The organism is Clostridium oryzae (assembly GCF_002029235.1).
Lineage (GTDB): Bacteria > Bacillota > Clostridia > Clostridiales > Clostridiaceae > Clostridium_AE > Clostridium_AE oryzae.
In genome coordinates, this window is sequence record NZ_MZGV01000025.1 from 14,329 (window position 1) to 39,023 (window position 24,695).

Genomic DNA, 24,695 nt, shown 5'->3' on the forward strand with positions numbered 1-24,695 from the left:
CAGCCTGTTTATATAGCTGTATAATTATTTCGGTGGATATTCCTCCGTTTTTGTAGTTTCATAACAGAAATCAAAAGAAATATTAATGAATCCAAGGAGGTGTAAAAATGATTAACATCTATAAAAGTTATGATGGTCAAAGCAACTCCCTTCAGGAAATCGAAAATATAGAAGCTGGTTGTTGGATAAACATTGTAGCACCTACAAATCAGGAGTTATCATTTATATCAAAAAAAACTAATGTACCTCTAGAGTTCCTACGAGCTCCTCTAGATGACGAAGAAACTTCAAGACTTGAAACAGAGGATAACAATGTTTTAGTAATAGTAGATATACCTTTCACAGAAATGGAAGATAACTCGTTGACTTACGATTCGTATCCTCTAGCAATAATACATACAGAGAAGGAAATTATAACTGTATGTTTGAAAAACAGTAAAATTCTCACTGATTTTATAGATGGAAAGGTACGCTCCTTCTTTACTTTTAAACGCTCTAGATTTATCTTGCAGATTCTATATCGCGTAGCTACGTATTATTTGCTGTACCTCAGGCAGATAGATAAAAAAAGTCTTATGTTTGAAAAAAAGCTTCATAAATCAATGCGAAACAGAGAACTTATATTATTACTCTCATTGGAAAAATCTCTTGTATATTTTTCTACTTCATTAAAATCAAATGAAATCACATTGGAAAAAATGCTAAAGTTAGAATTTATAACCAGATACGAGGAAGATAAAGATGTACTAGAGGACGTAATAATAGAGAATAAACAGGCCATAGAAATGGCTAATATATATAGTAATATACTTTCAGGCACAATGGACGCTTTTGCTTCAGTAATCTCTACTAATCTTAACATTGTTATGAAATTGTTAGCATCTGTAACAATAGTTATGTCCATACCAAACATGATTTCGGGACTATTTGGTATGAATGTAACAGGTATACCTTTTGCAGTAGGAAGTAGTGCGTTTAAATATGGTTTTTGGGCTGTGTGTGCCATAGTAGTATGTATTTGCTGCATTACAATAATTATATTGAATAAAAAAGATATGTTCTAATAAAGAAACATGAGTGACCTCTGCAGGCTAAAAAACGCCCCAAAAGGTCACTTATTATATTAATTGACTAGATAAGTTAGATAAAATAAAAAAAGCAGTATGACCGATAAATATCAATCAAACTACCTTTATAAATGGAGGCGCCACCCAGATTTGAACTGGGGATGAAGGTGTTGCAGACCTCTGCCTTACCACTTGGCTATAGCGCCATACGCATTAAAGCGAATCCGTGATTTATATTACCATAGATTTTGAAATAAATATTTGATATTTAAGCTTATTTTTAATATTAGCTTCTTTTTTCTACGTTTACTGTGAGTTTCTTTAATATATCTTATGATGATACTCCCGGATACGTGATTACAGGATAAAGCTTTTAGTAATTAAGTACGATAATTTATTGAAAGGTGGTGGGTTCCGTTTTTTATTAACGGAGATTTATATGACAAAAAAGAAAAAATTAATTTATATAATTTGTTTATTACTATCTATATCTTCTTTAGCATCTTGTTCAAAAAAAGCTGCACCGTCAACCGGAACTAATTCTAGCAATACCGCACAAGATACAAGCACTGCTTCTCCAAGCAGTTCAAGCTCTAGTGGTTCTACTGTTATTTCAAATACTAGCACTAAGAATAAGTCAGCTTTTAAAAACAGCGGTCTCTTATCAGCAACAGATATAAAACGCAATTTCGGTAGCGTAGCTGTTGCTGGAAAAAATATATATTACTCGAATTACGCTATAAAAAATCTTATTTTTAAAGCTTCTGCTGGTAACATAAAATCTTCAACTTCGCCTAACTCCGCTTGGCTTGAACAGGCATGCACTTCGATAGACGTCAATGGTAATTGGCTTTATTTTGATAATTGGACAGACAATAGTACACTATATAAAATAAATTTAAAAAGCAAAAAGCAGGTTAAGCTTACTAACGATAAAGTATCTTCTATAGTAGTAAATAATAATTGGATTTACTACATAAATAAAAGTGATGGAGATCGATTATATAGAATAGATGACAAAGGCAAAAATAGATTGAGGGTAACTACTTCACCTGTTTCAAAATATCAAATAGCAAACAACTACATAATATACCAAAATATATCTGACAATTACACTTTATATATAGCTAATGGTGATGGTACTATAAGTCAAAAATTATCAAACGATAGAATATATTGTTTTGCTATTAGTAAAAAAAATATATATTATTACACTCAGCAAGGACAAGGTGGATTATATAAGATTGATTTTATAGGAAACAATAAGAAAAGAATAATGGATATAAATGCAAAACAAATATGCATAACTAATAAATCACTTTATTTTATTAACGGATCGGATAACGATAAAGTTTATAAATCAAGTCTTTCCGGAAAAAATCTAACGGTAGCATATGATGTTTCTACTGCAGAAATAGAAAATATAAACAATAAAATCTATGCTCAAAACAGTGCTGATTACACTTTACCAACCATAGTTAAATAAAAAAAGGGACTAGTATGTAAAAATACTGGTTCCTTTTTTAACGTAATTAAAAAGTGATAGAAAGATGTTCTCTAATTTATGCCTTTTTAGTCTCCATCCACTAAATATCTCACTATGCCTTTAGTTCCTGGCACCTCGTTTTCTACTAAATCCTTTTTAAGTAATTGAGGATTATATTTCATCGTTTTAAATATAAAATTCATGATATCACCATCAAATTCTATAATAGCGAAATTAATTATACCATTAGGATTATATCCTATAGACCCAGGATTCATAACCTTCCTTTCCTTCCAATAACTGCCGAAGGTTTGCTGATGTGTATGTCCCATAAACACATATTCACAATTCTTAAGTTCATCCAAATCTACATATTGCTCCACTACTGTATGAATAAGCATAAATTTTTTGCCCCAAACTTCTACACATTTAGATCGTGGAATTTGAGCAAGCTTATTTATCCTATCATTTCCTATAGTATCTTTAGTCCAAGTCTTGTGTTTATACCTATCATTATTCTCTTCATCATCAATATCCTCAAAGAGTTCTATTTCATTATTTCCCAATATATTAATAAATCTTTTATCATTCATTACTATATCAAAAACTTCATTTGGATTAGGACCAAGTTGAAGAAAATCTCCAAGATTTAATACTGTACCTATATCAGGTCTAGCATTTAAATAATCTATAAACATCTTGAAGGCATGCATATTAGCATGTATATCTGCCACTACCGCAATCCTGTTAATATTGCCCATGTTATCTCTCCTTATATTCTATCACGTCTAAAGCTATTAAATGATCTTATCATTTGAAAGAGTTTACAATCTCTCTAAATTTATTGCCTCTTTGCTCAAAGTTAGGAAACATATCAAAACTTGCACAAGCTGGCGATAATACAACATAATCTCCCTTTTCAGCAACTTCTTTTGCCTTATATACTGCGTCTTCAAAAGATTCAGCAACGTAAATAGGAAGTTTTATATCTCTTTCCTTAAGTACCTTATGGAATACAGCTTTTATCTTATCTTTTGTATTACCAACTAGAACAAGAGTTTTAATCTTATCAACACCTTGCTCCGCCAAAGGTTCAAAAGGTATATGTTTATCATATCCACCTGCAATCAAAATAATAGGCTTATCGAATACTGATATGGTTGCTAAGCATCTTGTTGGGCTTGTACCTATGGAATCATTATAATATTTTACGCCATTAACTTCCTTAACAAATTCATTTCTATGAGAAACTCCAGCAAAAGTTTCTGCTACCTTTCTCATTGTTTCAAATGATACCTCATCCTTTACAGCTAAGAACGCGCCTAAATAATTTTCTACATTATGCATTCCTTTTATATTTATATCGTCCTTTTTGCATATAAGTTTACCATCTATGAAAAGCTTTCCATCCTTGTAACAAGCTCCTTCATTCAATTCTTGTTTGCTAGTAAAGAATCTCACCTGCCCATTAGCTTCCTTATCAAATTCCTTTGTTATACTATTTCCTTTATTTATAACTAAAACATCATTCTTGTCTTGGTATCTAAATATATTTTTTTTAGCTTCAACATATTCTTCCATACCTTTATGCATATCTAAATGATTTGGGCTCAAATTTGTTACAAGGGCTACTTCCGGAGAGTGATCCATTGTCATAAGCTGAAAACTTGAAAGCTCTAATACTACTCTATCATCCTCTTTTATTTCCTCTATTTTTGAAAAGAGCGGAGCACCTATATTGCCACCTACCCATGTGTTAAAACCTTCCTGTTTTAAAAGCTTATATATTATAGTGGTAGTTGTTGTCTTACCATCACTTCCAGTTACACCGTATATCTTAGCTGGACAATACTTCACAAATTCCTCCATTTCAGAAGTTATATAAGTACCTTCCTGTTTTGCTTTTAAAAGGTATTCACTATCTATTCTCATTGAAGGTGTTTTAAATATAACATCAAATCCCTTCAAGTTTTCCATGTATCCCTCGCCTAAACTAAAATTCACTCCTTTTTGAGCAAATTCTGTTATTATATCTCCCAATTGTTCTTTTGTCTTTTTATCAAAAGCTGTAACTACAGCACCCAAATCAAGTAAAAACCTTATTAGTGGTATATTACTTACTCCAATGCCAACAACTGCGGTGTTCTTACCTTTAATAAATTTCTTAAATATATCAAAATCCTCTTTCATTAAAATATCCTCCTAGATTACTATCTATAATTTTATCCCTTTAGTAATTTATTATAACATCTATTGGTAAAAATGTTAAAATATTTTCAAAGTACTATAAACCTAGACAATAGCTAATACCTACATGTATAGAACTTAGATAATCAAGAAAAAGGCTAACTATAAAGTTAGCCTATCCTATTAAAATTCGAGCTTTTCTGCTATATACTCTTCAAGTTTATCTATGCTTAACCTTATCTGTGTCATTGAGTCCCTTTCTCTTACTGTAACAGAATTATCTGTCTCCGTATCAAAATCAACAGTTATGCAGAAAGGAGTTCCTATTTCATCCTGTCTTCTATATCTCTTTCCTATGCTTCCAGCCTCATCATAATCCACATTAAACTGTTTTCTAAGCATGTCATAAACTTGTTCAGATTTCTCTGAAAGCTTCTTACTCAATGGTAACACAGCTGCTTTAAATGGTGCCAATGCAGGATGAAGTCTTAACACATACCTTACATCTCCTTTATCAAGCTCCTCTTCATCATAAGCATCTACAAGAAATGCTAACGCAACTCTATCTGCCCCTAATGATGGCTCTATACAATACGGTACATATTTTTCATTTGTTGTGGGATCAAGATAAGACATATCCGTTCCTGAATGCTCAGCATGCTTCTTAAGATCATAATCTGTTCTATCTGCTACACCCCAAAGTTCTCCCCAGCCAAAAGGAAATAAATACTCTATATCAGAAGTTGCATTACTATAGAATGACAGTTCCTCTTTGCTATGATCTCTTACTCTAAGGTTATCAGCTTTAACTCCTAGGTTTAATAGGAAGTTCCAACAGTAATCCCTCCAATATTTAAACCATTCTAAATCCGTCCCTGGTTTGCAGAAAAACTCAAGTTCCATTTGTTCGAATTCTCTTGTTCTAAATGTAAAATTACCAGGAGTTATTTCATTTCTAAAAGATTTTCCTATTTGAGCTATACCAAAAGGTACCTTTTTTCTTGAAGCTCTCTGTACATTCTTGAAATTAACAAATATACCCTGAGCAGTTTCTGGTCTTAAATAGATTTCAGATTTTGCATCCTCAGTTACACCCTGATAAGTTTTAAACATAAGATTAAATTTTCTTATATCTGTAAAGTTCTTTTTTCCGCATTTAGGACATACTATGTTATTATCCTCAATATATTTTTTTAACTGTTCATTAGTCCATCCATCAGCTGATGCTACTTCAGCTCCGTTTTCTGTCATATGATCTTCTACAAGCTTATCAGCCCTATATCTTGTTTTACAATCTTTACAATCCATTAGCGGATCAGAAAAGCCTCCTACATGTCCTGATGCAACCCATACTTCACTATTCATGAGTATAGCGCAGTCTACTCCCACATTATACTTACTTTCCTGTACGAATTTTTTCCACCAAGCTTTTTTTACGTTATTTTTAAATTCTACCCCTATAGGACCATAGTCCCATGAATTAGCCAATCCTCCGTATATATCGGAACCAGGAAAAATAATTCCTCTATTTTTACATAAAGATACAATCTTATCCATAGTTTTTTCAACTGCCATTTTAATTCCTCCTAAATTTATATATTTTAAATAAACTTATCTTAATATGCATAAGTAAAAGAGTAAACAATCTCTTCCTGTTAAAGAAACCTTTATCAATGGTTTCCAAGATAATAAAAAAAGCCTATACCAATAAGGGACGGATTGACCGCGGTTCCACCCTTTTTGGCATAAGCCCTGCTTCATACTTTATAATGCTCTAAAGCTCCTCTTCATTTAAAGTTCTTAACGGCTTTCACCCTACCCCATCTCTCTTGAAAGAATACTCTAAACTACTTTACTTTATCATTGCAAATTATTCAATTATCAGAAAAGAAAAATGGCTCCGCGAAGAGGGCTCGAACCTCCAACCTGTCGGTTAACAGCCGAATGCTCCACCATTGAGCTATCGCGGAACGCGTTTACAATGATTATTATATCAGCTGTGTATAAAATTGCAATACTTATTCTGAAATTTTTTTAACTTTTTTATAAGATTTATTGCTGTGGCTTCATTGTAGGGAATAGTAATACATCTCTAATTGATACTGAGTTAGTAAGCAGCATTATTAATCGATCTATACCTATTCCAAGACCACCAGTAGGAGGCATTCCCGTTTCAAGTGCTCCCATGAACTCTTCATCTATTACGTAAGCTTCATCATCACCTAGTTCTCTTTCCTTAGCTTGCTGATTAAATCTCTCTCTTTGAACTATTGGATCATTAAGTTCTGAATATGCATTACATAACTCTCTTCCATATATAAATCCTTCAAAACGTTCAGTAAATGCTGGATTACCTCTCTTCTTTTTAGTAAGAGGTGAGATCTCTACTGGATAATCCAAAACAAATGTAGGTTGAATTAAATTAGCTTCTGCATATTCCTCGAACAAAGCGTTTAATATATCCCCTTTTGTACAGTCCTTCAGTTCCTTTTTAAATTCAAGATGTTTTTCTTTTGCTATAGCCTGTGCTTCTTCATCACTAGCAATAGTATTAAAATCTATTCCCGCATACTCTTTAACTGCATCCACCATAGTTATTCTTCTCCATGGAGGTGTTAAATCCAATTCCACATCACCATACGGTATCTTTGTTGTTCCATTAACCTTCTCACATGCATATGCCACAAGGTTTTCAGTTATTTCCATCATATCGTTATAATCTGCATATGCTTCATATAGCTCTATCATGGTAAATTCAGGATTGTGTCGTATATCTATACCTTCATTCCTAAAGTTTTTACCCATGTCATATACCTTTTCAAGACCTCCAACAATACACCTCTTTAGATAAAGCTCTGTAGCGATTCTAAGGTACATATCGATATCTAATGCATTATGATGTGTTGTAAACGGTCTAGCAGATGCTCCTCCAGCTATCGGTGATAGAATAGGTGTTTCAACCTCAAGATATCCTCTATTATCCAAAAATTCTCTTACAGCTTTGATTATTTTAGTTCTCTTTATAAATGTATTCTTAACATCTGCATTAGTTATAAGGTCAACTTCCCTTTGTCTGTATCGTAAGTCTGGATCCTTAAGTCCATGCCACTTCTCAGGCAATGGTTTCAAAGATTTTGATATAAGTTGAAAATCTTTTATATGTATAGTTACTTCCTCTGTCTTTGTCTTAAATACCATACCAGTTATGGAAACCCAGTCACCTATATCAAAGCTTTTGTATTCCTTAAGTCTTTCTTCTCCAACATCATCTATCTTTATATATAATTGCATTTTTCCATCTCTATCGATCACATCAGAGAAACCTGCTTTGCCATGAACTCTTTTGGACATAAGCCTTCCAGCTATAGTTACATCTTTTCCCTCTAAATTCTCATAATCCTGTCTTATTTGTTCAGAAGTATGAGTTCTGTTTACCTTATAAACATCAAAAGGATCCTTCCCTTGAGCTTGAAGATCAGCTAACTTCTGCCTTCTTTGCCTTATAAGTTCATTAAAAGCCTGCTCTTCCTTTTCAATGTTAACATTCATATCATCCTTTGACATCAAAATTCCTCCTAGTTTATTTTTCTCCGTTCTGCCCACTCTTCAAGTATATTATAGAGAACCAAGTTTGTAAAACAATTCTATTCTCTTGTAACAGAAAGTATTTCAAATTTGCATGTTCCACCAGGTACTTGTACCTCTACTACGTCACCTATGGTTTTACCAATCAATGCATTTCCAACAGGTGATTCATTTGAAATCTTAAAATGTAAAGCATCAGCCTCAGCTGAACCCACTATAGTATATTCAACTTCTTCATCAAATTCATAATCTTTGACTTTTACTTTTGAACCAACATTAACTATATCAGTAGGAATATCTGCATCATCAACAACTGTAGCGTTTTTAAGCATATTTTCAAGCTGAAGTATTCTTCCTTCAACAAAAGCCTGCTCATTTTTTGCTTCATCATATTCGGAGTTTTCGCTCAAATCTCCATAACCTAAAGCTACTTTTATTTTTTCAGTTATTTCCTTTCTTTTAACAGTTTTAAGATTTTCCAATTCATCTTCAAGTTTTCTTACACCTTCATAAGTCATAACATACTTTTTAACATCACTCATCGTTTTCTCCCCTTTTTCCTTCACTGCCTCATTCAGCAGTACACCTTCCAAATAAATATTTAAACATAAAAGTATTGGGCAGCTTAATTACTTGTGCCCAATCACTCTGTTTCCCAGCATTTAAGTAATTATAAAACAGCTTATAATCATTGTCAACATTAAACTTTGTATAGTATAGAGAGACTACCCGTTTTAATTACTTGATACATTTTATACATTTCCAATAAAATTATTCCTAAATCCTATAGTGTTTTTTAGACCTATGAAATCATATATACCTCATTATCAAAAGTCATAATTAATATACGTGTGAATTTTTTCAGTAAAGAACTATATCTTTAACTGCATCTTATAATTAGCTAAAGCATCAATTACCTCTGAGCTATCATTCTTCATATTTATCATGTTCTTTACCTCAGCACAATTTGGCATACCTTTAATATACCAAGCTACATGCTTTCTCATTTCCCTAACAGCCTTATATTCACCATTATACTTAATGGCTAACTCATAATGTCTTATACACAAATCTATTCTTTCATCATAAGTAGGATATTTTATTTCTTCTCCCATTATTCCCTGAAGCATTTGTTTAAACACCCATGGATTGCCCATACTGGCTCTTCCAACCATTATTGCATCACATTCAGTTCGCTTTACTATACTTATAGCATCCTCACCTGAACATATGTCGCCATTACCTATAACTGGTATAGAAACTGCCTCTTTTACTTTTCGTATTATATCCCAGTCAGCTTTACCATCGTAATATTGCTCTCTTGTTCTCCCATGTACTGTAACTGCATCTGCACCCGCTTGTTCTAAAACTTTAGCAAATTCTACTGCATTTACATTTTCTTCATTGAATCCTTTTCTAAATTTGACAGTTACCGGCTTTTTTGAAGTTTTTTTTACAGCCTTTACAATATCACATGCAAGCTTTGGATTATTCATGAGCGCTGACCCTTCACCATTCTTAACTATTTTAGGTGCAGGACACCCCATATTTATATCTACTATACATATCCTGTCATCATCATTAAAATAATCACATGCTTCTGCCATAACTTCAGGTTCTTTTCCAAATATCTGAACAGCGATAGGACTTTCTTCCGCGGATACATTAAGCATTTGTTTTGTATTTTTACTATCATAAAAAAGTGCTTTAGCACTTATCATTTCAGAGTAAACAAGACCGCATCCCATTTCCTTGCATAGTCCTCTAAATGCTATATCAGTAACTCCAGCCATAGGCGCAAGGAAAATATTGTTCTCAAGTTGCACATTTCCTATCTTCATTCACATGTCTGCTCCTTATTTTTTTCGTATATAATTTTAAGTCCTTCAATAGTTAAATACGGGTCAATTTTATCTACCATATTGGACTCTTCTGCAATTAGCTTTGCTAATCCACCTGTAGCAACAACAAAAGGTTCATCTTCACCTATTGCTTGCATTTCCTTTTTCATATGCTTTACTATATATTCAACCTGCCCAATATAACCATAGACTATTCCAGACTGCATACTGCTCACTGTATTCTTACATATTATTTTTTCGGGTTTTATTAATTCAATTCTAGGAAGTTTTGCTGCTCTCTCAAAAAGAGCTTCAGAAGCTATTTTTATACCAGGGCATATGGTTCCTCCAAGGTAATCTCCATTTTGTGTCATAGCACAAAATGTTGTAGCTGTACCAAAATCTATTATTATCGATGCCCTTTTATATATCTCATGAACTGCTACAGCATTGACTATCCTGTCTGCGCCAACCTCCTTGGGATTATCATATTTAATATTAATTCCTGTTTTAACACCTGGACCTACTATAATAGGATTAGTATGAAAATATTTTTTTATCATCCTCTCCAATGAGTACATTGTATTAGGTACCACAGATGATACAATAACTCCTTCTATTTCTTCTATATTAATATGATTAATATTAAATAGACTTGCAACCATAATTCCATATTCATCTGCACTTCTTTTTGAGTCTGTTGATAACCTCCAGTCACAAATAAGTTTATCCCCGTTATATATACCAAGTACTATATTTGTATTTCCTACATCCATTACTAAAACCATAAAACACCATCCTAATTTATATAATCGATAAGTATTCCTTCTATTTCCAATATTGCTTGCAATATAAATTAAATGTAAAAGTAGAAAATCACCTACCTTTACATTTAAATAACATACTGTACATTAACTTCTTTATATTGCCTCTACCTGTATCACAGACAAATATGTTTTATTTTAAAATATTCTTAGCGATATAATATATATTATATCTAAGACAACTTAATTTTAGCAATTTATTTATGTTTGTCAAGGTTATTATTCAAACTCAATTTTATTTACTAATTAGAATAGTCCTACTATAGTACCATCTTTCATAATATCCATTCTCTCAGCTGCAGGCACCTTAGGAAGACCTGGCATAGTCATAATATTTCCCGTAAGCACAACTATAAAACCTGCCCCATTAGATATTCTTACTTCTTTTACTTCTATAGTAAAACCACTTGGCCTTCCAAGAAGCGCAGGATTATCAGATAATGAATACTGAGTTTTAGCTACACATAATGGTTTTTTATCTAACCCAAACTTTTCAAGTTCAGCAATCTGCTTCTCTGCTCCGCTTGAAAAAACAACATCATCAGCTCCATAAATCTCTCTTGCAATTTTGTTCATCTTATCCTTGATGCTCATATCCACATCATATATAGGTTTAAAATTGCTTTCACAATTATCCAATGTTTCGATGACTTTGTTTGCTAATTCAATACCACCTTGCCCTCCTTTTTCCCATACTTCTGAAAGAGCAACCTTGGCACCTATAGATTCACAATATTCTTTTACATACTTTATCTCTTCATCAGAATCTGTAATAAACTTATTTATAGCCACTACTGCCGGCAAACCAAATTTGTTTATATTCTCTATCTGTTTATGTAAATTTTCCATTCCTTTAGCTACTGCTTTTACATCTGGAGTATTAAGCATATCCTTCTTAACCCCTCCATGGTGCTTAAGTGCTCTTATAGTAGCAACAATGACAACACAGTCTGGTTTTAAATTTCCGAATCTACACTTTATATCAAGAAATTTTTCCGCTCCTAGATCTGCGCCAAAACCTGCTTCTGTGACTACATAGTCCCCAAGCTTCAGTGCCATTTTAGTAGCTATTATACTATTGCAGCCGTGAGCTATATTGGCAAATGGGCCACCATGAACTAATGCCGGAGTATTCTCTAGTGTTTGAACCATATTAGGTTTAATAGCATCTTTCATAAGAAGCGTCATAGCTCCCTGAACATTTAAATCCCTGCAGAATACAGGTTCGCCGTCCATATTATACGCAACGATTATGTTACCGAATCGCTCCCTAAGATCTTGAAGATTCTCTGCAAGACAAAGTATTGCCATAATCTCTGAAGCTACGGTAATCATAAAACCATCTTCTCTTGGAAAGCCATTTATTTTACCGCCAAGACCAACTACAATTTGTCTTAATGCTCTGTCATTCATATCCATTACTCTTTTAAATACTATTCTTCTAGCATCAATATTTAATGAATTTCCTTGATGTATATGATTATCTATGGCTGCACATAAAAGGTTATTTGCTGAAGTTATTGCATGAAAATCACCAGTAAAATGTAGATTAATATCTTCCATAGGAACTACTTGTGCGTATCCGCCTCCAGCTGCTCCACCTTTAATTCCGAAGACAGGTCCAAGAGATGGCTCCCTTAATGCTATAACTGCATTTTTATTAAGTTTGCAAAGTGCCTGACCTAATCCCACTGTAACTGTTGATTTTCCTTCGCCAGCTGGGGTTGGATTTATAGCAGTAACAAGTATTAACTTACCATCCTTCTTTTCTTTAAGCTTCTCCATTGTCTCTAATGAAATCTTACATTTGTATTTACCATATAATTCAATATCATCTTCAGTTAAATCTAGCTTAGCTGCTATATCACTTATCTTATTCATAACAGCTTCTTGAGCAATCTGTATATCTGTTTTCATCAAAACATCTCCTTATTTAGATATAGTATGAAATTCTCCAATCAATTTTAACAATTATTTTTGTAAATCATAATCTTATTTTATCAAAAAAAATATATAATTGACAAATAATTATGTAAAACCTTTCTTTTATATATACGATTTAAAACTCCATGAAAAATAAAAAAGTTTAAAGAAATATACATTTCTTTAAACTTTTTTGTTTTTAACTACACAGCAGCTTGGAATATCTCGTCAAATTCACTACCCTCAAGCTTTTCTTTTTCAAGAAGAGCCTGTGCTACTGCATGAAGTTTATTAATATTTTCTGTAAGCAGACTCTCTGCCTTATTATATGCGTCATCTATGAGACTCTTTATTTCTCTATCAATTGTGGCAGCAACCTCTTCACTGAAATTCCTGTTTCTGCCAAGGTCTCTACCCAAGAACACTTCTTCTCTATCTTCTCCCATAGATATAGGTCCAATAACATCGCTCATGCCATATTCCATTATCATTTTCCTTGCAATACTTGTAGCTTTATCAATATCACTCTTAGCACCAGTACTTATATCGCCAATTATTAATTTTTCTGCCACTCTTCCCCCAAGTAAGCTTACCATCTCAGCTTCTAAATGAGATTTAGATGTATATGATCTATCCTCATTAGGTAATGGCATAGTAAATCCTCCTGCCATACCTCTTGGAATTATGCTTATTTGATGCACTGGATCATGATCTGGAAGTAGTTTCATAACAACAGCATGACCTGCTTCGTGATATGCTGTCAATTTTCTATCATGTTCACTCATCACTCTGCTCTTTTTCTCAGGACCAGCTACTACTCTTGTCATAGCCTCTTCCAATTCTTCCATCTCAATAACTTTCTTGTTATTCCTTACAGCCAGCAATGCAGCCTCATTCATGAGATTTTCAAGATCTGCACCTGTAAATCCAGGAGTTGTTTTTGCCAATACATCTAGTTTTACGTCACTTGAAATAGGTTTATTCTTAGAATGAACCTTAAGTATTTCTTCTCTTCCACGTACATCTGGAGATCCAACAAATATTTGTCTATCAAATCTACCAGGTCTAAGCAATGCATGGTCCAATATGTCCGGTCTGTTAGTCGCAGCAATGATTATAATGCCTTCATTTATACCAAAGCCGTCCATTTCTACAAGCAACTGATTAAGTGTCTGTTCTCTTTCATCGTGACCACCACCTAATCCTGCTCCTCTTTGTCTTCCTACCGCATCAATTTCGTCTATAAAAACTATACATGGTGCTTGTTTCTTAGCTTGCTCAAATAAATCTCTGACTCTTGAAGCTCCAACACCTACAAACATTTCTACAAAATCAGAACCTGATATGCTAAAAAATGGAACTCCAGCCTCGCCAGAAATAGCTTTAGCCAAAAGTGTTTTTCCTGTTCCAGGAGGTCCAACTAAAAGAAGACCCTTTGGTATTCTCGCACCCATATCGGTATATTTCTTCGGTTGTTTTAGAAAATCTACTATTTCAGCTAATTCAGCTTTCTCCTCATCGGCTCCTGCCACATCTTTAAATGTAACTTTCTTTTTATCGGGATTTGCCATCTTAGCACGGCTCTTTCCGAAGTTCATAACTCCTCTATTGCCGCCGCCACCCTGTGACTGCTGCATAAACAAAAACCAGAAAGCAATAAGCATAACTATCAGTAATATATTAGGGATGCTTTGAACCCACAAAGGTATAGTAGTAGCCTTCTCGTATTTTTCTACTACACTTCCATTATTAGGGTGTTTATGCATTATCTGCAGTACTCTCTCATATGGAACATCTACTTGGAACTGTCTTCCGTCAGTTAATGATCCTTCTACACTAAATAAGTTTGAAGATACTTGTATCTGCTTTACCTTATCATTATTCCAATACTTTTCAAATTGGTCAGCTGTTATAGTGTTTGCACCATTAGTGCCATGTACTAATACCAATGCTGCAACTACTGTCATGATTAATAACAATACCCAGGCCGTTGCGGTTGAAAATTTCTTCATATATCTGGCCCCCCTCTCTTTTAGTTACCATAAGATTGTATCATAACAAATTTTTCATTACAATAATTTTATCATATAACTTATCTTACTTACAATTAGTTATTATATATTTCTTCTTTCAGAATGCCTATACAAGGTAAATTTCTGTAAATTTCATCATAATCAAGTCCATATCCTACTATAAAATAGTCTGGTACTTGAAATCCAATATATTTAACATCTATCTCTGCTTTTCTTCTCTCTGGCTTATTCAAAAGGCAAGCTATCTCAAGTGAAGCAGGTTTACGAGTTTTAAGATACTCAATTAAATATTTTAAAGTTATTCCAGTATCTATAATATCCTCAACAATAAGCACATGCTTATCTCTTATCTCTACATCCAAATCCTTTATTATTTTTACTACACCGGATGATTTTGTTGAACTTCCATAACTTGAAACAGCCATAAAATCCATTGAACATGGTATTGTAATCTCTTTCATTAAATCAGCCATAAACATTACAGAACCTTTTAAAATTCCTATAAGCACTAAATCTTTTCCCTTATATTCCCTGCTTATTTCCTCTCCTATTTTTTTAACTTTTGCACGTATTTCTTTCTCATCAAGCAGTATTTCTTTTAAGTCTTCAATCATTTAGTATTATTCCCCTTTCACAATTTTTACTTCAAGGATATTGTTGGTATCTTTGGTAACAGCAAACTTATTACTAACCCTATATCCTAATACCCAAGCAATCTCATCATCAAAACACAAAAGTGGAATTGAATTTCTATACTCCTTAGGTATTTTTAAATCCATAAATAAATCTTTTAATTTTTTACTTCCCTTCATACCAAGTGGACAAAGTCTATCGCCTTCTCTCCTATACCTCACAGTCACATTGTAACTTATTTTATCATAATCAAAATATTTAGTTAATACTTCATTATCAAAATCTATCTGTTTGTCATTGGGCTTGACCTCTAAATTAACTGTGATTTTAGCTTCTGATATAAAAACGGATTTTTTCTTTCCGCCTGCCAGATCGTTTTTTTCACATATATTGTACTCGCTCTTGTAGTTAAGCTCCCTATTGTTTTCTAGTCCTATGTGAAGATCTCCATATACATTTTCACAAACAATTCCTTTAGGTAAGTTTATTTTTCTACCGGTTCCCAAACTTAAAAGAGATAACACTTCATATATATGAACACTGTCTATATCCTTCAACGACCCATATACTTTATGTATCGCTAATCTTATTATCCTTGTGGCGATAGCTTCATGCTCATCTTTTAATCTATTGTCAATAACTATATGTCCATTTCTATTGCTGCACAAACTATTATACTTTTCTTTTGCAATAATCTCAATAAAATTTTCATCTCTTGTAATACTGTCGGAAAATCTATAAAGTGTCTCTACTATGTCTGGATTAAAGTTTTCTTTTATATAAGGTATCAAATCCAGTCTCACTCTATTCCTATTATATATATTTTCACTATTAGTTCTATCAATTCTAGGCTTCAAATCATTTTCAGCACAGTATCTCTCAATCTCTTCTCTGCTCAAAAATAGTATAGGTCTTATAAAAATTTCATCTCTTATAGGCCTTATTCCCTTAAGACCCTCTATTGACGTTCCTCTCATCAATCTCATCAGTATGGTCTCAGCTTGGTCATTTTTGTTATGTGCAATAGCAATTTTATCTGCTTGAAGTTTATCTTTAAGCTCATAAAAAAACTCATACCTAGCATTTCTTCCGGCCGTCTCACTAGATACCTTATCTCTTTTAGCTATAGCATTCACATCTACCCTCTTAGTAAAAATATCTACTCCGATTTTTCTACAGAAATTCTTCACATATTCCTCATCTTCATCAGCTTCTTTTCCCCTAAGACAATGATTAACATGTGCAGCATATAAAGTAAGGTTAAACTGTTTTTTTAAACCATTTAGTATATGCATCAAACAGATAGAATCTGGTCCTCCCGAAAGGGCAACTATTATCTTATCACCGCTTTGTATCATGTCATGTTTATCTACAAATTTTTTAACCTTATTTATCAATAACCTACACCTCTATATTATTATTCGTCTTTTTAATTATAACCATTTTACTCATTTAATTGTCAATATCATAGAAAAACTTTTTAACCTATACGTTGCTAATTAGAATTAAAATAGGAAAAGGAATCGATCTCAAACGTAAGAAAAAATTCAGCACAGCTGAATTTTTTACCTTCATTCCTAACTTCTAATTCGCCATTCCTAGTTAATATTAGAGGATTTATATATCATTAAAACTATTTTTATTATAAAGTACTCATTTATTTCACAATATCACTCTAAGCTCCAACACTTTCATATATCTTAGAAACAATTATAGTCATATCATCTTTAGCTCGATTTTTATTAACCGACAATGCTTTAGATATTATATCATCTGCAATTATTTTAGGGTTTAGCTCTCTGCTGTTTTCCAAATATATGCGTATCCACTCGTCCATATTAAAGTTTTTATCCACTAACTCTAAAAGGCCATCACTAAGCATCACTACAATATCTCCTGACGAGAGTTTCTTATCAACAACATCTACATCAACTTTATCAAGAATACCAATTGGCAGCGATCTTGATTTTATAGTCTCAACAAAATTTTTTCTTTTTATATATGTAGAAACGGCTCCTACTTTCATTATGTTCATTTCACCATTGTATAAATCTATACTGCATATATCAAGTGTTGAGAATTTCTCCTCTTCGGAGAACTTCATAGACATAATAGAATTTACTGTATTAACCGCTGTATCTTTTGAAAAACCCGCCTCAGTGAATTTTTCAATTAATTCCACGGCCGCCTTGCTCTCCTTTCCAGCCTCAGAGCCAGATCCCATACCATCACTTATCATGACCATATAGTTTCCATCTCTCAGTTTTCCATAACTGTAGCTGTCTCCATTATAGCTCTCTCCATCCTTGCACTTTCTTCTTACATAAGATGATATTGAATATTTAGGCTTTTCTTCAAATTCAATAGTATATAACTTGGTAGAAGTTTTGCTATTGAATTTATCATCTAACGGACTCATATTAATTCCTACAGCTTCATTTACAATTGGAAGTATTTCATCAGTACATGCTTTATTTTTTTCTTCGTCTTTAACTGAGATTTTTATATTAAGTTTACCACTTTTATTCGAGTAGCAAAATACTTCCGAAAAACTTATGCCTTTAGCATCAAGCAATTTTTTAATTCTCTTCTCAGATTCTCTATTAAAACTTAGACTTGTATTAAAGTCCTGAACTAATTCGTCCACAATATCTGCCATATTATTTATATGACCCGATATTATTTTTCTCCCCTCGATAAGCCTATTATGCCACATTTCATTTAATACATAATTATCAACTATCTCCTCGGCATTTTTAATCAGCATATTTTTTTTGACACATTTTCTTTCTAATTCATCTGGGAACTTACCATTATTGTTTTGGTAATTTTCTATCAGTTCACCAAACGCACAATATGTGTAATGTATTTCTCTCTTCCAGCATAGAGAATTCATACTGCAATTTGCACAAACGCTATCAGCTAAATTATCGATCATAGCACCGCTTTTACTCTTCATAAGAAGCCTGTCGTTATTTACAAGATTCTTCACTGTATTAGACATTCCATAGAGAACGTAAGAAAAATTTTTTAGTCTCTCTACAAATATGCTTTTAACATTCTCAATATAGTCTTTATTAATTTCATCATTCTTTGTCTCCCAGTCAAATATTAATGATAGTTTGGAATACTGTTTATCTCCTATACATAGAAGTATTCCTATGGCAATAATAACTTCTTCACCTTTAAACGTACCACCAATATTTCCATAAAGTTTTATAATGAAAAATGCTACTGCGAAGGCAGCTGAACTTATCCATTTTCCCGTATCTCTAAACACACCCATTGTAAGTCCGCAAAATCCATATATAGCTATATATAGCGTTACATTATCAGAGGTTATTCCAATCATCATTCCTACTGCAACACCTGCTGCTGATCCTATAGATGTACCAGTTATGTATGCACATATTCCTACAAAACACAGACCTGAAATATTTCTTAAAGAGATTCCAAGAGGTGCTATGCCCCATGTACCAGCTATAACCAGCGCACTTAAAATAACCATACTAATAATTTCCTCATTATTATATACATATTTTGTTTTTATCTCTTTATAGCATAACAATGCATAATTCATAATATAATATAATACAAGTATACATATACTATCGCCCAAGGAAAATAAAACACTTGAAAGTAAAGTACAACTTTCTAATAAATAGCTTATTAATATGTCACCACATATGATAGCAGCCATATATATTATAATCTTACTTTTTTTAGACATCTTATATATAAAATAATTAGTGAATACAAGTAATACAACAAATATTAGATTACCCGTGAGATTCGCTACATTACTATAAATAGAAATATATCCAATAAAACTTCCAAGCCCTATCAGCATAGGAGTTTTCCTATCACGATTCATTAACACAGCTATTATAAATGCTATACCGAAAGGGGCCCTATGATTAGTAAGCATAACTCTGCTTATAAAAAAGCCAAATATGCAGTATATAATAATACTTAAATATACATCACTCTTTATACTTTTAGGAGCATAATTCTCCGTGCCTTTTCTCTTGTATGTATTAACTTCCATTCCGTATTGCATCTAATACACCACACCTTTATAAATTAATTTCGTTCTATATATCAAGGATTAAGTTCATTATATTATCTGCTTATGAATATTTATCCCTGAAACGTGTAGTTTTATTATAGCAAAGCCAATTGGAATTATATGTCAATTAATCTGAATTTTAAATTTTTTCGTAGGACATATATTTATCAATACTAATAAAAACGGACATAAAAAACTTCTCGATTTATACTGTTATCACTACATATTGTTATTGCAATTCTATATACTATCCTATATTGTTATTTCTAAATTTTCTGGATATTTCAAAGAACCGATAAATTTGTCACCGTTAGTAACTCTTTAAGTTCTTTTGATGATAATTAATTGTAATATTTTTTATTAAGTACAATTTGTCATATGACTATAAAAATGGAATGTTGTGGCACTACCAAAACTGATCCGTTCATTAAGCACTTGTAACAAAAGTATATCTTAACATTATGCAAAAGTTATCCACAATTGGTAAAAGCATAAATTCCTAGAAACTAAAAAAAGACTCACAACTGTGAGTCTCTGTAGTAGCGGAAATAGGACTTGAACCTACGACACTTCGGGTATGAACCGAATGCTCTAGCCAGCTGAGCTATTCCGCCATAATATTTAAATGGTTGCGGGGGCAGGACTTGAACCTACGACCTTCGGGTTATGAGCCCGACGAGCTACCAACTGCTCCACCCCGCGATATATAATTTGGTGCTGAAGACCGGAATCGAACCGGTACGGGAGGTAAGTCCCGCAGGATTTTAAGTCCTGTGCGTCTGCCAGTTCCGCCACTCCAGCACTTACTGTCAGCTGCTTACCGCTTACTGCTTGCTGACGACATAAGTTATTATAATATGAATCATATGTGTTGTCAACTATTTTTATAATAATATTTTAATTTATTTTTCTGATAGCAAAGTATATTTAAAAAACAATATATAAAAAGTCAGTTAATCACTAATTTATTAGTGAAAAGAATAGCTATTATAGTATGACTCATACAATCTGAATATACACATAATAAAAAGGACTAAATTAGTCCTTTAAATTCTAAATTATTAACCTCTTCTGCTATAGCCTCTTCCTTTAGCTTCCTGATGTTTTTTTACATCCTGCTGCCTTTCTTCACTGTCTTTAAGAAATCTAGACATTATATCTTCAAAATCAGAAGGGTTTTGCTTATTCTTATCCGCTGACCAATCTATTTCAACTGGTTTAGATGATTTCTGATGTTGAATAGCTTGTTTAATAGATAGACTTATCTTTCCATTATCATCTACAGAAATTACTTTTACCTTAACCTTATCTTTTTCTTTTAAATGTTCTCTTATGTCCTTTACGAATGTATCTGCGACCTCTGAAATGTGCACTAGTCCTGTTTTACCTTCCACATCAACAAATGCACCAAAGTTGGTGATATTTATCACTGTACCCTCTATTATGTTTCCTGCCTTTAAGGTCATATTAAAAAGACTCCTCCTTAAAAATATGATTATTTTAATTTATTGGTGACTTATTTATTATTATATTTAGGCATTACTGGAGTCTCATTAGGCTTTATATATCCCAACTTCTCTCTCGCTTGTCTTTCAGCAAAACTTTTAGGGTTAGTTTTAGATTCTTCAAGTTGTGCTCTTGACTGCTCCTCTGTTGCCTTAACTTTTTGGAATTCAATGCTAGCACTACGAGCCTCTGCATTAAGTCTTACCATCGACATTTCCTGCTTAACTAGTATAAATGAAAAATAGATTAATAGCAATGATACAATTATTTTTCTAAAATTTAACTCTTTCCCTTTCATAGCACTACACCTCATATTTTGAGATAAATCCTATTATCTATTTTAATTAGATTCCTAAATTTATTCAAGGTATTTTGTTAAATTTTATTTAATTATTTTATTTTTTTTATCTTGTCCAGAAAAATTCTGAATGGATATGATATGTATTTAGCTAAAATCCTTAAAATTTTAACTACATAAAAATTTATTTTGCTTTGCAAGGCAGTGAATTTTCTGCTTATAGTTCTAAAATACATATATATCCCTACCGCCATACAAAGATAAACATATAATCCTATAACCGCTTGATTTGTATATAATAAAAAAATAAATATTATTATAGCAGCGAGAATCCAAAATAAAATGTCCTCGATAACAATAAGTAACTTATATATATTCTCATAACCTCTGAATACTTTATATATATCAAACATGAAGCCTAATAATATACCTGCTAAAAAACTATAGCTCACTAATTTAATCTGCATATATAATGTAAATAACATATACTTCTATCTAAAGAGCCTTGATATAATAGTCTCTTTGTCCTTTTTAACTTGCTGAGCCGTATATACACATGAATCAATTGTACCAATTATCAACACTTCTCCATTTTGTACATCCAGCTTATTCATTTTTAATCCGGAACCTTTAATAACTAGTGAGCCTTTGCAGGTATTGAAAAAAATTTTTTCTTCATTAAAACTTATTACCTCTATTACTCCTGTTAAGAATAACTTACTTCTATTTTCAAGTGTCAAATTACTTTTTCTGTCCTCTAATTTGACCTCCTTTTTTAGTTCCAACTTTCATCCCCTCCCACTTATTGATAATATATGTATAGGGAGTGAAAGTTATTACTATATTCACATATTATTCATCAGTATCTTCTTCTCCAACTAATATTTCATACATATCCCTAGCACTTTCTTTTCTAACATGATCATCTATGGATACTATCTTAGCTTTTAAAATTTTAGCAGCAAACCTTATTTCTATAATATCTTCAGGATTAACATCAGTTCCTGCCTTGGCAACTTTACCATTTATTAACACTCTGCCATTATCACAGGCTTCCTTTGCTACTGTTCTTCTCTTAATTATTCTAGAAACCTTAAGATATTTATCTAACCTCATAAAAACACTCCTTATTCTCAATAAAAACATATTGTTATATATACCATTTTATTAATGCTAATAATGCCTAAAAATGAAAGAGGGATACATCCAAAGTTGATGTTCCCAATTAATGAAAAAACCCGGACAATTCCGGGTTTAAGTTATTTTGCAACTTTGTCCTTAAATTCCTTACCAGCTTTAAATACTGGAACTACTGTTGCAGGAATTGATATTTTCTCTTTTGTTCTAGGATTTCTGCCTTCCCTAGCTGCTCTTTCTCTAGTTTCAAATGTTCCAAAGCCAACTAGTTGAACTTTTTGACCTTCAGCAAGAGCCTCTTGAACACTATCAACAAATGCCTTTAATGCAGTTTCTGCATCTTTCTTTGTTAATTTACTCTTTTCAGCCATGCTTGAAATTAAATCCGCTTTATTCACTTTATTTTCCTCCTTAAATATTTAGAGTAATATAAGTCATACTAAGTATAACTTCATTGGTATCTTGCTAAAACACTTAATTTACCTCATTCCATATTATATATCTATTTATATTACTAGTCTATAGATTTAACAAATTATTTAACAAATATGCCATATAAAAGATGTTATGCGATAAATAATGTTTCGCTTTTTCTGTAATTAATACTATTATTCTCCGTAAAAGGCTAAATTCCTTCTTTAAAGTCTAATTTTTTTATTTTTGATTCCTCCCACAATGAATTCATTTGTTCTAGCGTCATATCTTTAAGTTCAACACCCGACTTTAAAGCTGCTTTCTCCATGTAGTCAAACCGCCTTATGAACTTATCACTAGCAGCATTCAATGCTTCCTCAGAATCTAAATTCATAAATCTAGCAACATTTACTATCGAAAACAGTAAATCGCCCATTTCTTCTAGTATTCTTGCCCTATTTTTACCTTTATATACCTCTTTTAGTTCAATATATTCTTCTTTTACTTTATCTAGAGCACCTTCTACCTTGTCCCAATCAAAATTAACTTTTTTAGCCTTATTTTGAATTTTCTCTGCTCTAATTAATGCCGGTAAAATCCTTGCAATATGTTTCATCTCATCCGTTATTGTTTCATATCCATTTTCTTCTTTTTTTATTTCATCCCAATTAACAAGTACCTCATCAGAATTTTCAACTTTCTTAGTACCAAATACATGTGGATGCCTTAAAATCATCTTATCGCATATAGCTATTATAATATCATTGATGTTATAATAGCCTTCTTCCTTTCCAAGTGCGGCATGGAAAACAACTTGGAAGAGTACATCCCCTAATTCCTCAACTATCTTATCGTCGTCTTTTTGATCTATAGCTTCCACTGCTTCATAACTCTCCTCTATTAGAGCCCTTTTTATAGATTCATGAGTCTGTTCCCTATCCCATGGGCATCCATTTTCCCCTATAAGAGTATCCATTATATTTATAAGATCTTGAAAATCCTTACCATTATTTTCATCCTTAGGAATATATATAGATGTAAGATGATCTATTTCTTCTTGCCTATCTAATTCATACAATGAAATTTTCTTTACTACTTCCATGTCTTTTATTCCTGCTGCTCTGATAAAATATATTTCGGTATCATCACGATAATATGAAAGAAGGTTAAGCTTAACTTCAGATGCTATAAACTTATCATATACTTGCGATATAACAACTCCAGTTCTTTTATCCATAACCTGATTTTTAATATCAAATGCATCGATAATCTTGAACCCTTCTATAGGATCTATCTCTAGTGACTCCATAATCACATCGATAAAACTAACAGCCGGAATAACCTCGTAATTTATGCCATTATTTTTACAATGATCTATTATCAATGATACAGATTTTTCAGCTACTAGTGGATGCCCAGGAACTGCATAAATAATGTCTCCGTGCTCTATCCATTTATTAATAACATCATTTGCTATAAACTCATACACCTCATCAAAGCTATCAAATTTCTCGTAAGCATAATCATACGTACTGTATACTATTCCTTCCTTCTTCAAATACTCTACCGTAGGATGCTTTTCTGTCCTAAGAATCGTATATGGACAATTTTTCAGTGCTTCTATAGTTCCTATCGTGAGAGCTTCATAATTTCCTGGACCTAACCCTACTATCCTAATCATCCATCATTTCC

The 24,695-nt window shown here is 32.4% G+C and carries 21 protein-coding genes and 5 tRNA genes; 2 read left to right on the forward strand and 24 right to left on the reverse strand.

The window, feature by feature from the left end; genetic code table 11:
* The first annotated feature begins 107 nt into the window (after nucleotides 1-107).
* Nucleotides 108-1,064 carry a magnesium transporter CorA family protein gene (locus CLORY_RS12250; RefSeq protein WP_079424826.1) on the forward strand — a complete coding sequence of 319 codons (957 nt, stop codon included), beginning with the start codon at nucleotides 108-110 and terminating at the stop codon, nucleotides 1,062-1,064.
* A gap of 135 nt (nucleotides 1,065-1,199) precedes the next feature.
* Here the strand turns inward: CLORY_RS12250 and CLORY_RS12255 are convergent.
* Nucleotides 1,200-1,273: transfer RNA gene (locus CLORY_RS12255), tRNA-Cys, on the reverse strand.
* 233 nt (nucleotides 1,274-1,506) lie between these two features.
* Here CLORY_RS12255 and CLORY_RS12260 point away from each other — a divergent pair.
* The gene (locus tag CLORY_RS12260) at nucleotides 1,507-2,553 is read left to right on the forward strand and encodes a DUF5050 domain-containing protein (RefSeq protein ID WP_079424828.1); all 1,047 of its coding nucleotides are present in this window, start codon (nucleotides 1,507-1,509) and stop codon (nucleotides 2,551-2,553) included.
* Between the two features lie 86 nt (nucleotides 2,554-2,639).
* Here the strand turns inward: CLORY_RS12260 and CLORY_RS12265 are convergent, their stop codons facing one another.
* From CLORY_RS12265 to yabN, 23 genes are all read right to left on the reverse strand, one after another.
* A complete protein-coding gene (locus tag CLORY_RS12265; RefSeq protein WP_079424831.1) occupies nucleotides 2,640-3,314 on the reverse strand; it encodes a metallophosphoesterase family protein in 675 nt (224 codons plus the stop codon).
* Nucleotides 3,315-3,363: 49 nt separating this feature from the next.
* Nucleotides 3,364-4,743 (reverse strand): UDP-N-acetylmuramoyl-L-alanine--D-glutamate ligase, encoded by a 1,380-nt coding sequence (murD, locus tag CLORY_RS12270; protein ID WP_079424833.1) that lies wholly within the window; start codon nucleotides 4,741-4,743, stop codon nucleotides 3,364-3,366.
* Nucleotides 4,744-4,923: 180 nt separating this feature from the next.
* A complete protein-coding gene (locus CLORY_RS12275) occupies nucleotides 4,924-6,315 on the reverse strand; it encodes a glycine--tRNA ligase (protein WP_079424835.1) in 1,392 nt (463 codons plus the stop codon).
* Nucleotides 6,316-6,635: 320 nt separating this feature from the next.
* Nucleotides 6,636-6,710, reverse strand: a tRNA-Asn gene (locus tag CLORY_RS12280).
* Nucleotides 6,711-6,792: 82 nt separating this feature from the next.
* Nucleotides 6,793-8,304 (reverse strand): lysine--tRNA ligase, encoded by a 1,512-nt coding sequence (gene lysS, locus CLORY_RS12285; protein ID WP_079424837.1) that lies wholly within the window; start codon nucleotides 8,302-8,304, stop codon nucleotides 6,793-6,795.
* 80 nt (nucleotides 8,305-8,384) lie between these two features.
* Entirely contained in the window at nucleotides 8,385-8,867 is a 483-nt protein-coding gene (gene greA / locus CLORY_RS12290) for a transcription elongation factor GreA (RefSeq protein ID WP_079424839.1), read from the reverse strand.
* A 330-nt stretch (nucleotides 8,868-9,197) separates the two neighbouring features.
* Nucleotides 9,198-10,166, reverse strand: a complete 969-nt coding sequence (gene dusB, locus CLORY_RS12295) for a tRNA dihydrouridine synthase DusB (RefSeq protein ID WP_079424841.1) — start codon at nucleotides 10,164-10,166, stop codon at nucleotides 9,198-9,200.
* Nucleotides 10,163-10,954, reverse strand: coding sequence for a type III pantothenate kinase (locus tag CLORY_RS12300; protein WP_079424843.1), 792 nt, complete (start codon nucleotides 10,952-10,954; stop codon nucleotides 10,163-10,165). The genes dusB and CLORY_RS12300 overlap by 4 nt, the downstream gene beginning before the upstream one ends.
* Before the next feature lie 282 nt (nucleotides 10,955-11,236).
* Nucleotides 11,237-12,907 (reverse strand): formate--tetrahydrofolate ligase, encoded by a 1,671-nt coding sequence (locus tag CLORY_RS12305; RefSeq protein ID WP_079424844.1) that lies wholly within the window; start codon nucleotides 12,905-12,907, stop codon nucleotides 11,237-11,239.
* Nucleotides 12,908-13,116: 209 nt separating this feature from the next.
* The gene (gene ftsH, locus CLORY_RS12310) at nucleotides 13,117-14,925 is read right to left on the reverse strand and encodes an ATP-dependent zinc metalloprotease FtsH (RefSeq protein ID WP_079424845.1); all 1,809 of its coding nucleotides are present in this window, start codon (nucleotides 14,923-14,925) and stop codon (nucleotides 13,117-13,119) included.
* A gap of 95 nt (nucleotides 14,926-15,020) precedes the next feature.
* Nucleotides 15,021-15,560, reverse strand: coding sequence for a hypoxanthine phosphoribosyltransferase (gene hpt, locus CLORY_RS12315; RefSeq protein ID WP_079424847.1), 540 nt, complete (start codon nucleotides 15,558-15,560; stop codon nucleotides 15,021-15,023).
* 6 nt (nucleotides 15,561-15,566) lie between these two features.
* Nucleotides 15,567-16,976, reverse strand: coding sequence for a tRNA lysidine(34) synthetase TilS (gene tilS / locus CLORY_RS12320; RefSeq protein WP_207652206.1), 1,410 nt, complete (start codon nucleotides 16,974-16,976; stop codon nucleotides 15,567-15,569).
* A 278-nt stretch (nucleotides 16,977-17,254) separates the two neighbouring features.
* Complete coding sequence (gene spoIIE / locus CLORY_RS12325) at nucleotides 17,255-19,639, reverse strand: stage II sporulation protein E (RefSeq protein ID WP_079424850.1); 2,385 nt, start codon at nucleotides 19,637-19,639, stop codon at nucleotides 17,255-17,257.
* Nucleotides 19,640-20,188: 549 nt separating this feature from the next.
* Nucleotides 20,189-20,262 (reverse strand) — tRNA-Met (locus CLORY_RS12330).
* 12 nt (nucleotides 20,263-20,274) lie between these two features.
* A tRNA-Met gene (locus CLORY_RS12335) sits at nucleotides 20,275-20,350 on the reverse strand.
* 10 nt (nucleotides 20,351-20,360) lie between these two features.
* Nucleotides 20,361-20,449 (reverse strand) — tRNA-Leu (locus CLORY_RS12340).
* A 260-nt stretch (nucleotides 20,450-20,709) separates the two neighbouring features.
* A complete protein-coding gene (locus CLORY_RS12345; RefSeq protein ID WP_079424852.1) occupies nucleotides 20,710-21,114 on the reverse strand; it encodes a S1 domain-containing RNA-binding protein in 405 nt (134 codons plus the stop codon).
* Nucleotides 21,115-21,164: 50 nt separating this feature from the next.
* The gene (locus CLORY_RS12350; RefSeq protein ID WP_169911611.1) at nucleotides 21,165-21,452 is read right to left on the reverse strand and encodes an FtsB family cell division protein; all 288 of its coding nucleotides are present in this window, start codon (nucleotides 21,450-21,452) and stop codon (nucleotides 21,165-21,167) included.
* Between the two features lie 92 nt (nucleotides 21,453-21,544).
* Nucleotides 21,545-21,937, reverse strand: a complete 393-nt coding sequence (yabQ, locus tag CLORY_RS24230) for a spore cortex biosynthesis protein YabQ (protein ID WP_079424856.1) — start codon at nucleotides 21,935-21,937, stop codon at nucleotides 21,545-21,547.
* A 6-nt stretch (nucleotides 21,938-21,943) separates the two neighbouring features.
* Nucleotides 21,944-22,237, reverse strand: a complete 294-nt coding sequence (yabP, locus tag CLORY_RS12360) for a sporulation protein YabP (RefSeq protein ID WP_079424858.1) — start codon at nucleotides 22,235-22,237, stop codon at nucleotides 21,944-21,946.
* A gap of 67 nt (nucleotides 22,238-22,304) precedes the next feature.
* Nucleotides 22,305-22,568 (reverse strand): RNA-binding S4 domain-containing protein, encoded by a 264-nt coding sequence (locus tag CLORY_RS12365; RefSeq protein WP_079424860.1) that lies wholly within the window; start codon nucleotides 22,566-22,568, stop codon nucleotides 22,305-22,307.
* 143 nt (nucleotides 22,569-22,711) lie between these two features.
* Nucleotides 22,712-22,987, reverse strand: coding sequence for an HU family DNA-binding protein (locus CLORY_RS12370; protein ID WP_079424862.1), 276 nt, complete (start codon nucleotides 22,985-22,987; stop codon nucleotides 22,712-22,714).
* Nucleotides 22,988-23,214: 227 nt separating this feature from the next.
* Entirely contained in the window at nucleotides 23,215-24,684 is a 1,470-nt protein-coding gene (gene yabN, locus CLORY_RS12375) for a bifunctional methyltransferase/pyrophosphohydrolase YabN (RefSeq protein WP_079424864.1), read from the reverse strand.
* Nucleotides 24,685-24,695: the final 11 nt, after the last annotated feature.

Bases quoted from the DNA above. Each gene is read 5' to 3' on its own strand.
- CLORY_RS12250 (WP_079424826.1), top strand. From the start codon at position 108: ATGATTAACATCTATAAAAGTTATGATGGTCAAAGCAACTCCCTTCAG.
- CLORY_RS12260 (WP_079424828.1), top strand. From the start codon at position 1,507: ATGACAAAAAAGAAAAAATTAATTTATATAATTTGTTTATTACTATCT.
- CLORY_RS12265 (WP_079424831.1), bottom strand. From the start codon at position 3,314: ATGGGCAATATTAACAGGATTGCGGTAGTGGCAGATATACATGCTAAT.
- murD (WP_079424833.1), bottom strand. From the start codon at position 4,743: ATGAAAGAGGATTTTGATATATTTAAGAAATTTATTAAAGGTAAGAAC.
- CLORY_RS12275 (WP_079424835.1), bottom strand. From the start codon at position 6,315: ATGGCAGTTGAAAAAACTATGGATAAGATTGTATCTTTATGTAAAAAT.
- lysS (WP_079424837.1), bottom strand. From the start codon at position 8,304: ATGTCAAAGGATGATATGAATGTTAACATTGAAAAGGAAGAGCAGGCT.
- greA (WP_079424839.1), bottom strand. From the start codon at position 8,867: ATGAGTGATGTTAAAAAGTATGTTATGACTTATGAAGGTGTAAGAAAA.
- dusB (WP_079424841.1), bottom strand. From the start codon at position 10,166: ATGAAGATAGGAAATGTGCAACTTGAGAACAATATTTTCCTTGCGCCT.
- CLORY_RS12300 (WP_079424843.1), bottom strand. From the start codon at position 10,954: ATGGTTTTAGTAATGGATGTAGGAAATACAAATATAGTACTTGGTATA.
- CLORY_RS12305 (WP_079424844.1), bottom strand. From the start codon at position 12,907: ATGAAAACAGATATACAGATTGCTCAAGAAGCTGTTATGAATAAGATA.
- ftsH (WP_079424845.1), bottom strand. From the start codon at position 14,925: ATGAAGAAATTTTCAACCGCAACGGCCTGGGTATTGTTATTAATCATG.
- hpt (WP_079424847.1), bottom strand. From the start codon at position 15,560: ATGATTGAAGACTTAAAAGAAATACTGCTTGATGAGAAAGAAATACGT.
- spoIIE (WP_079424850.1), bottom strand. From the start codon at position 19,639: ATGCAATACGGAATGGAAGTTAATACATACAAGAGAAAAGGCACGGAG.
- CLORY_RS12345 (WP_079424852.1), bottom strand. From the start codon at position 21,114: ATGACCTTAAAGGCAGGAAACATAATAGAGGGTACAGTGATAAATATC.
- CLORY_RS12350 (WP_169911611.1), bottom strand. From the start codon at position 21,452: ATGAAAGGGAAAGAGTTAAATTTTAGAAAAATAATTGTATCATTGCTA.
- yabQ (WP_079424856.1), bottom strand. From the start codon at position 21,937: ATGTTATTTACATTATATATGCAGATTAAATTAGTGAGCTATAGTTTT.
- CLORY_RS12365 (WP_079424860.1), bottom strand. From the start codon at position 22,568: ATGAGGTTAGATAAATATCTTAAGGTTTCTAGAATAATTAAGAGAAGA.
- yabN (WP_079424864.1), bottom strand. From the start codon at position 24,684: ATGATTAGGATAGTAGGGTTAGGTCCAGGAAATTATGAAGCTCTCACG.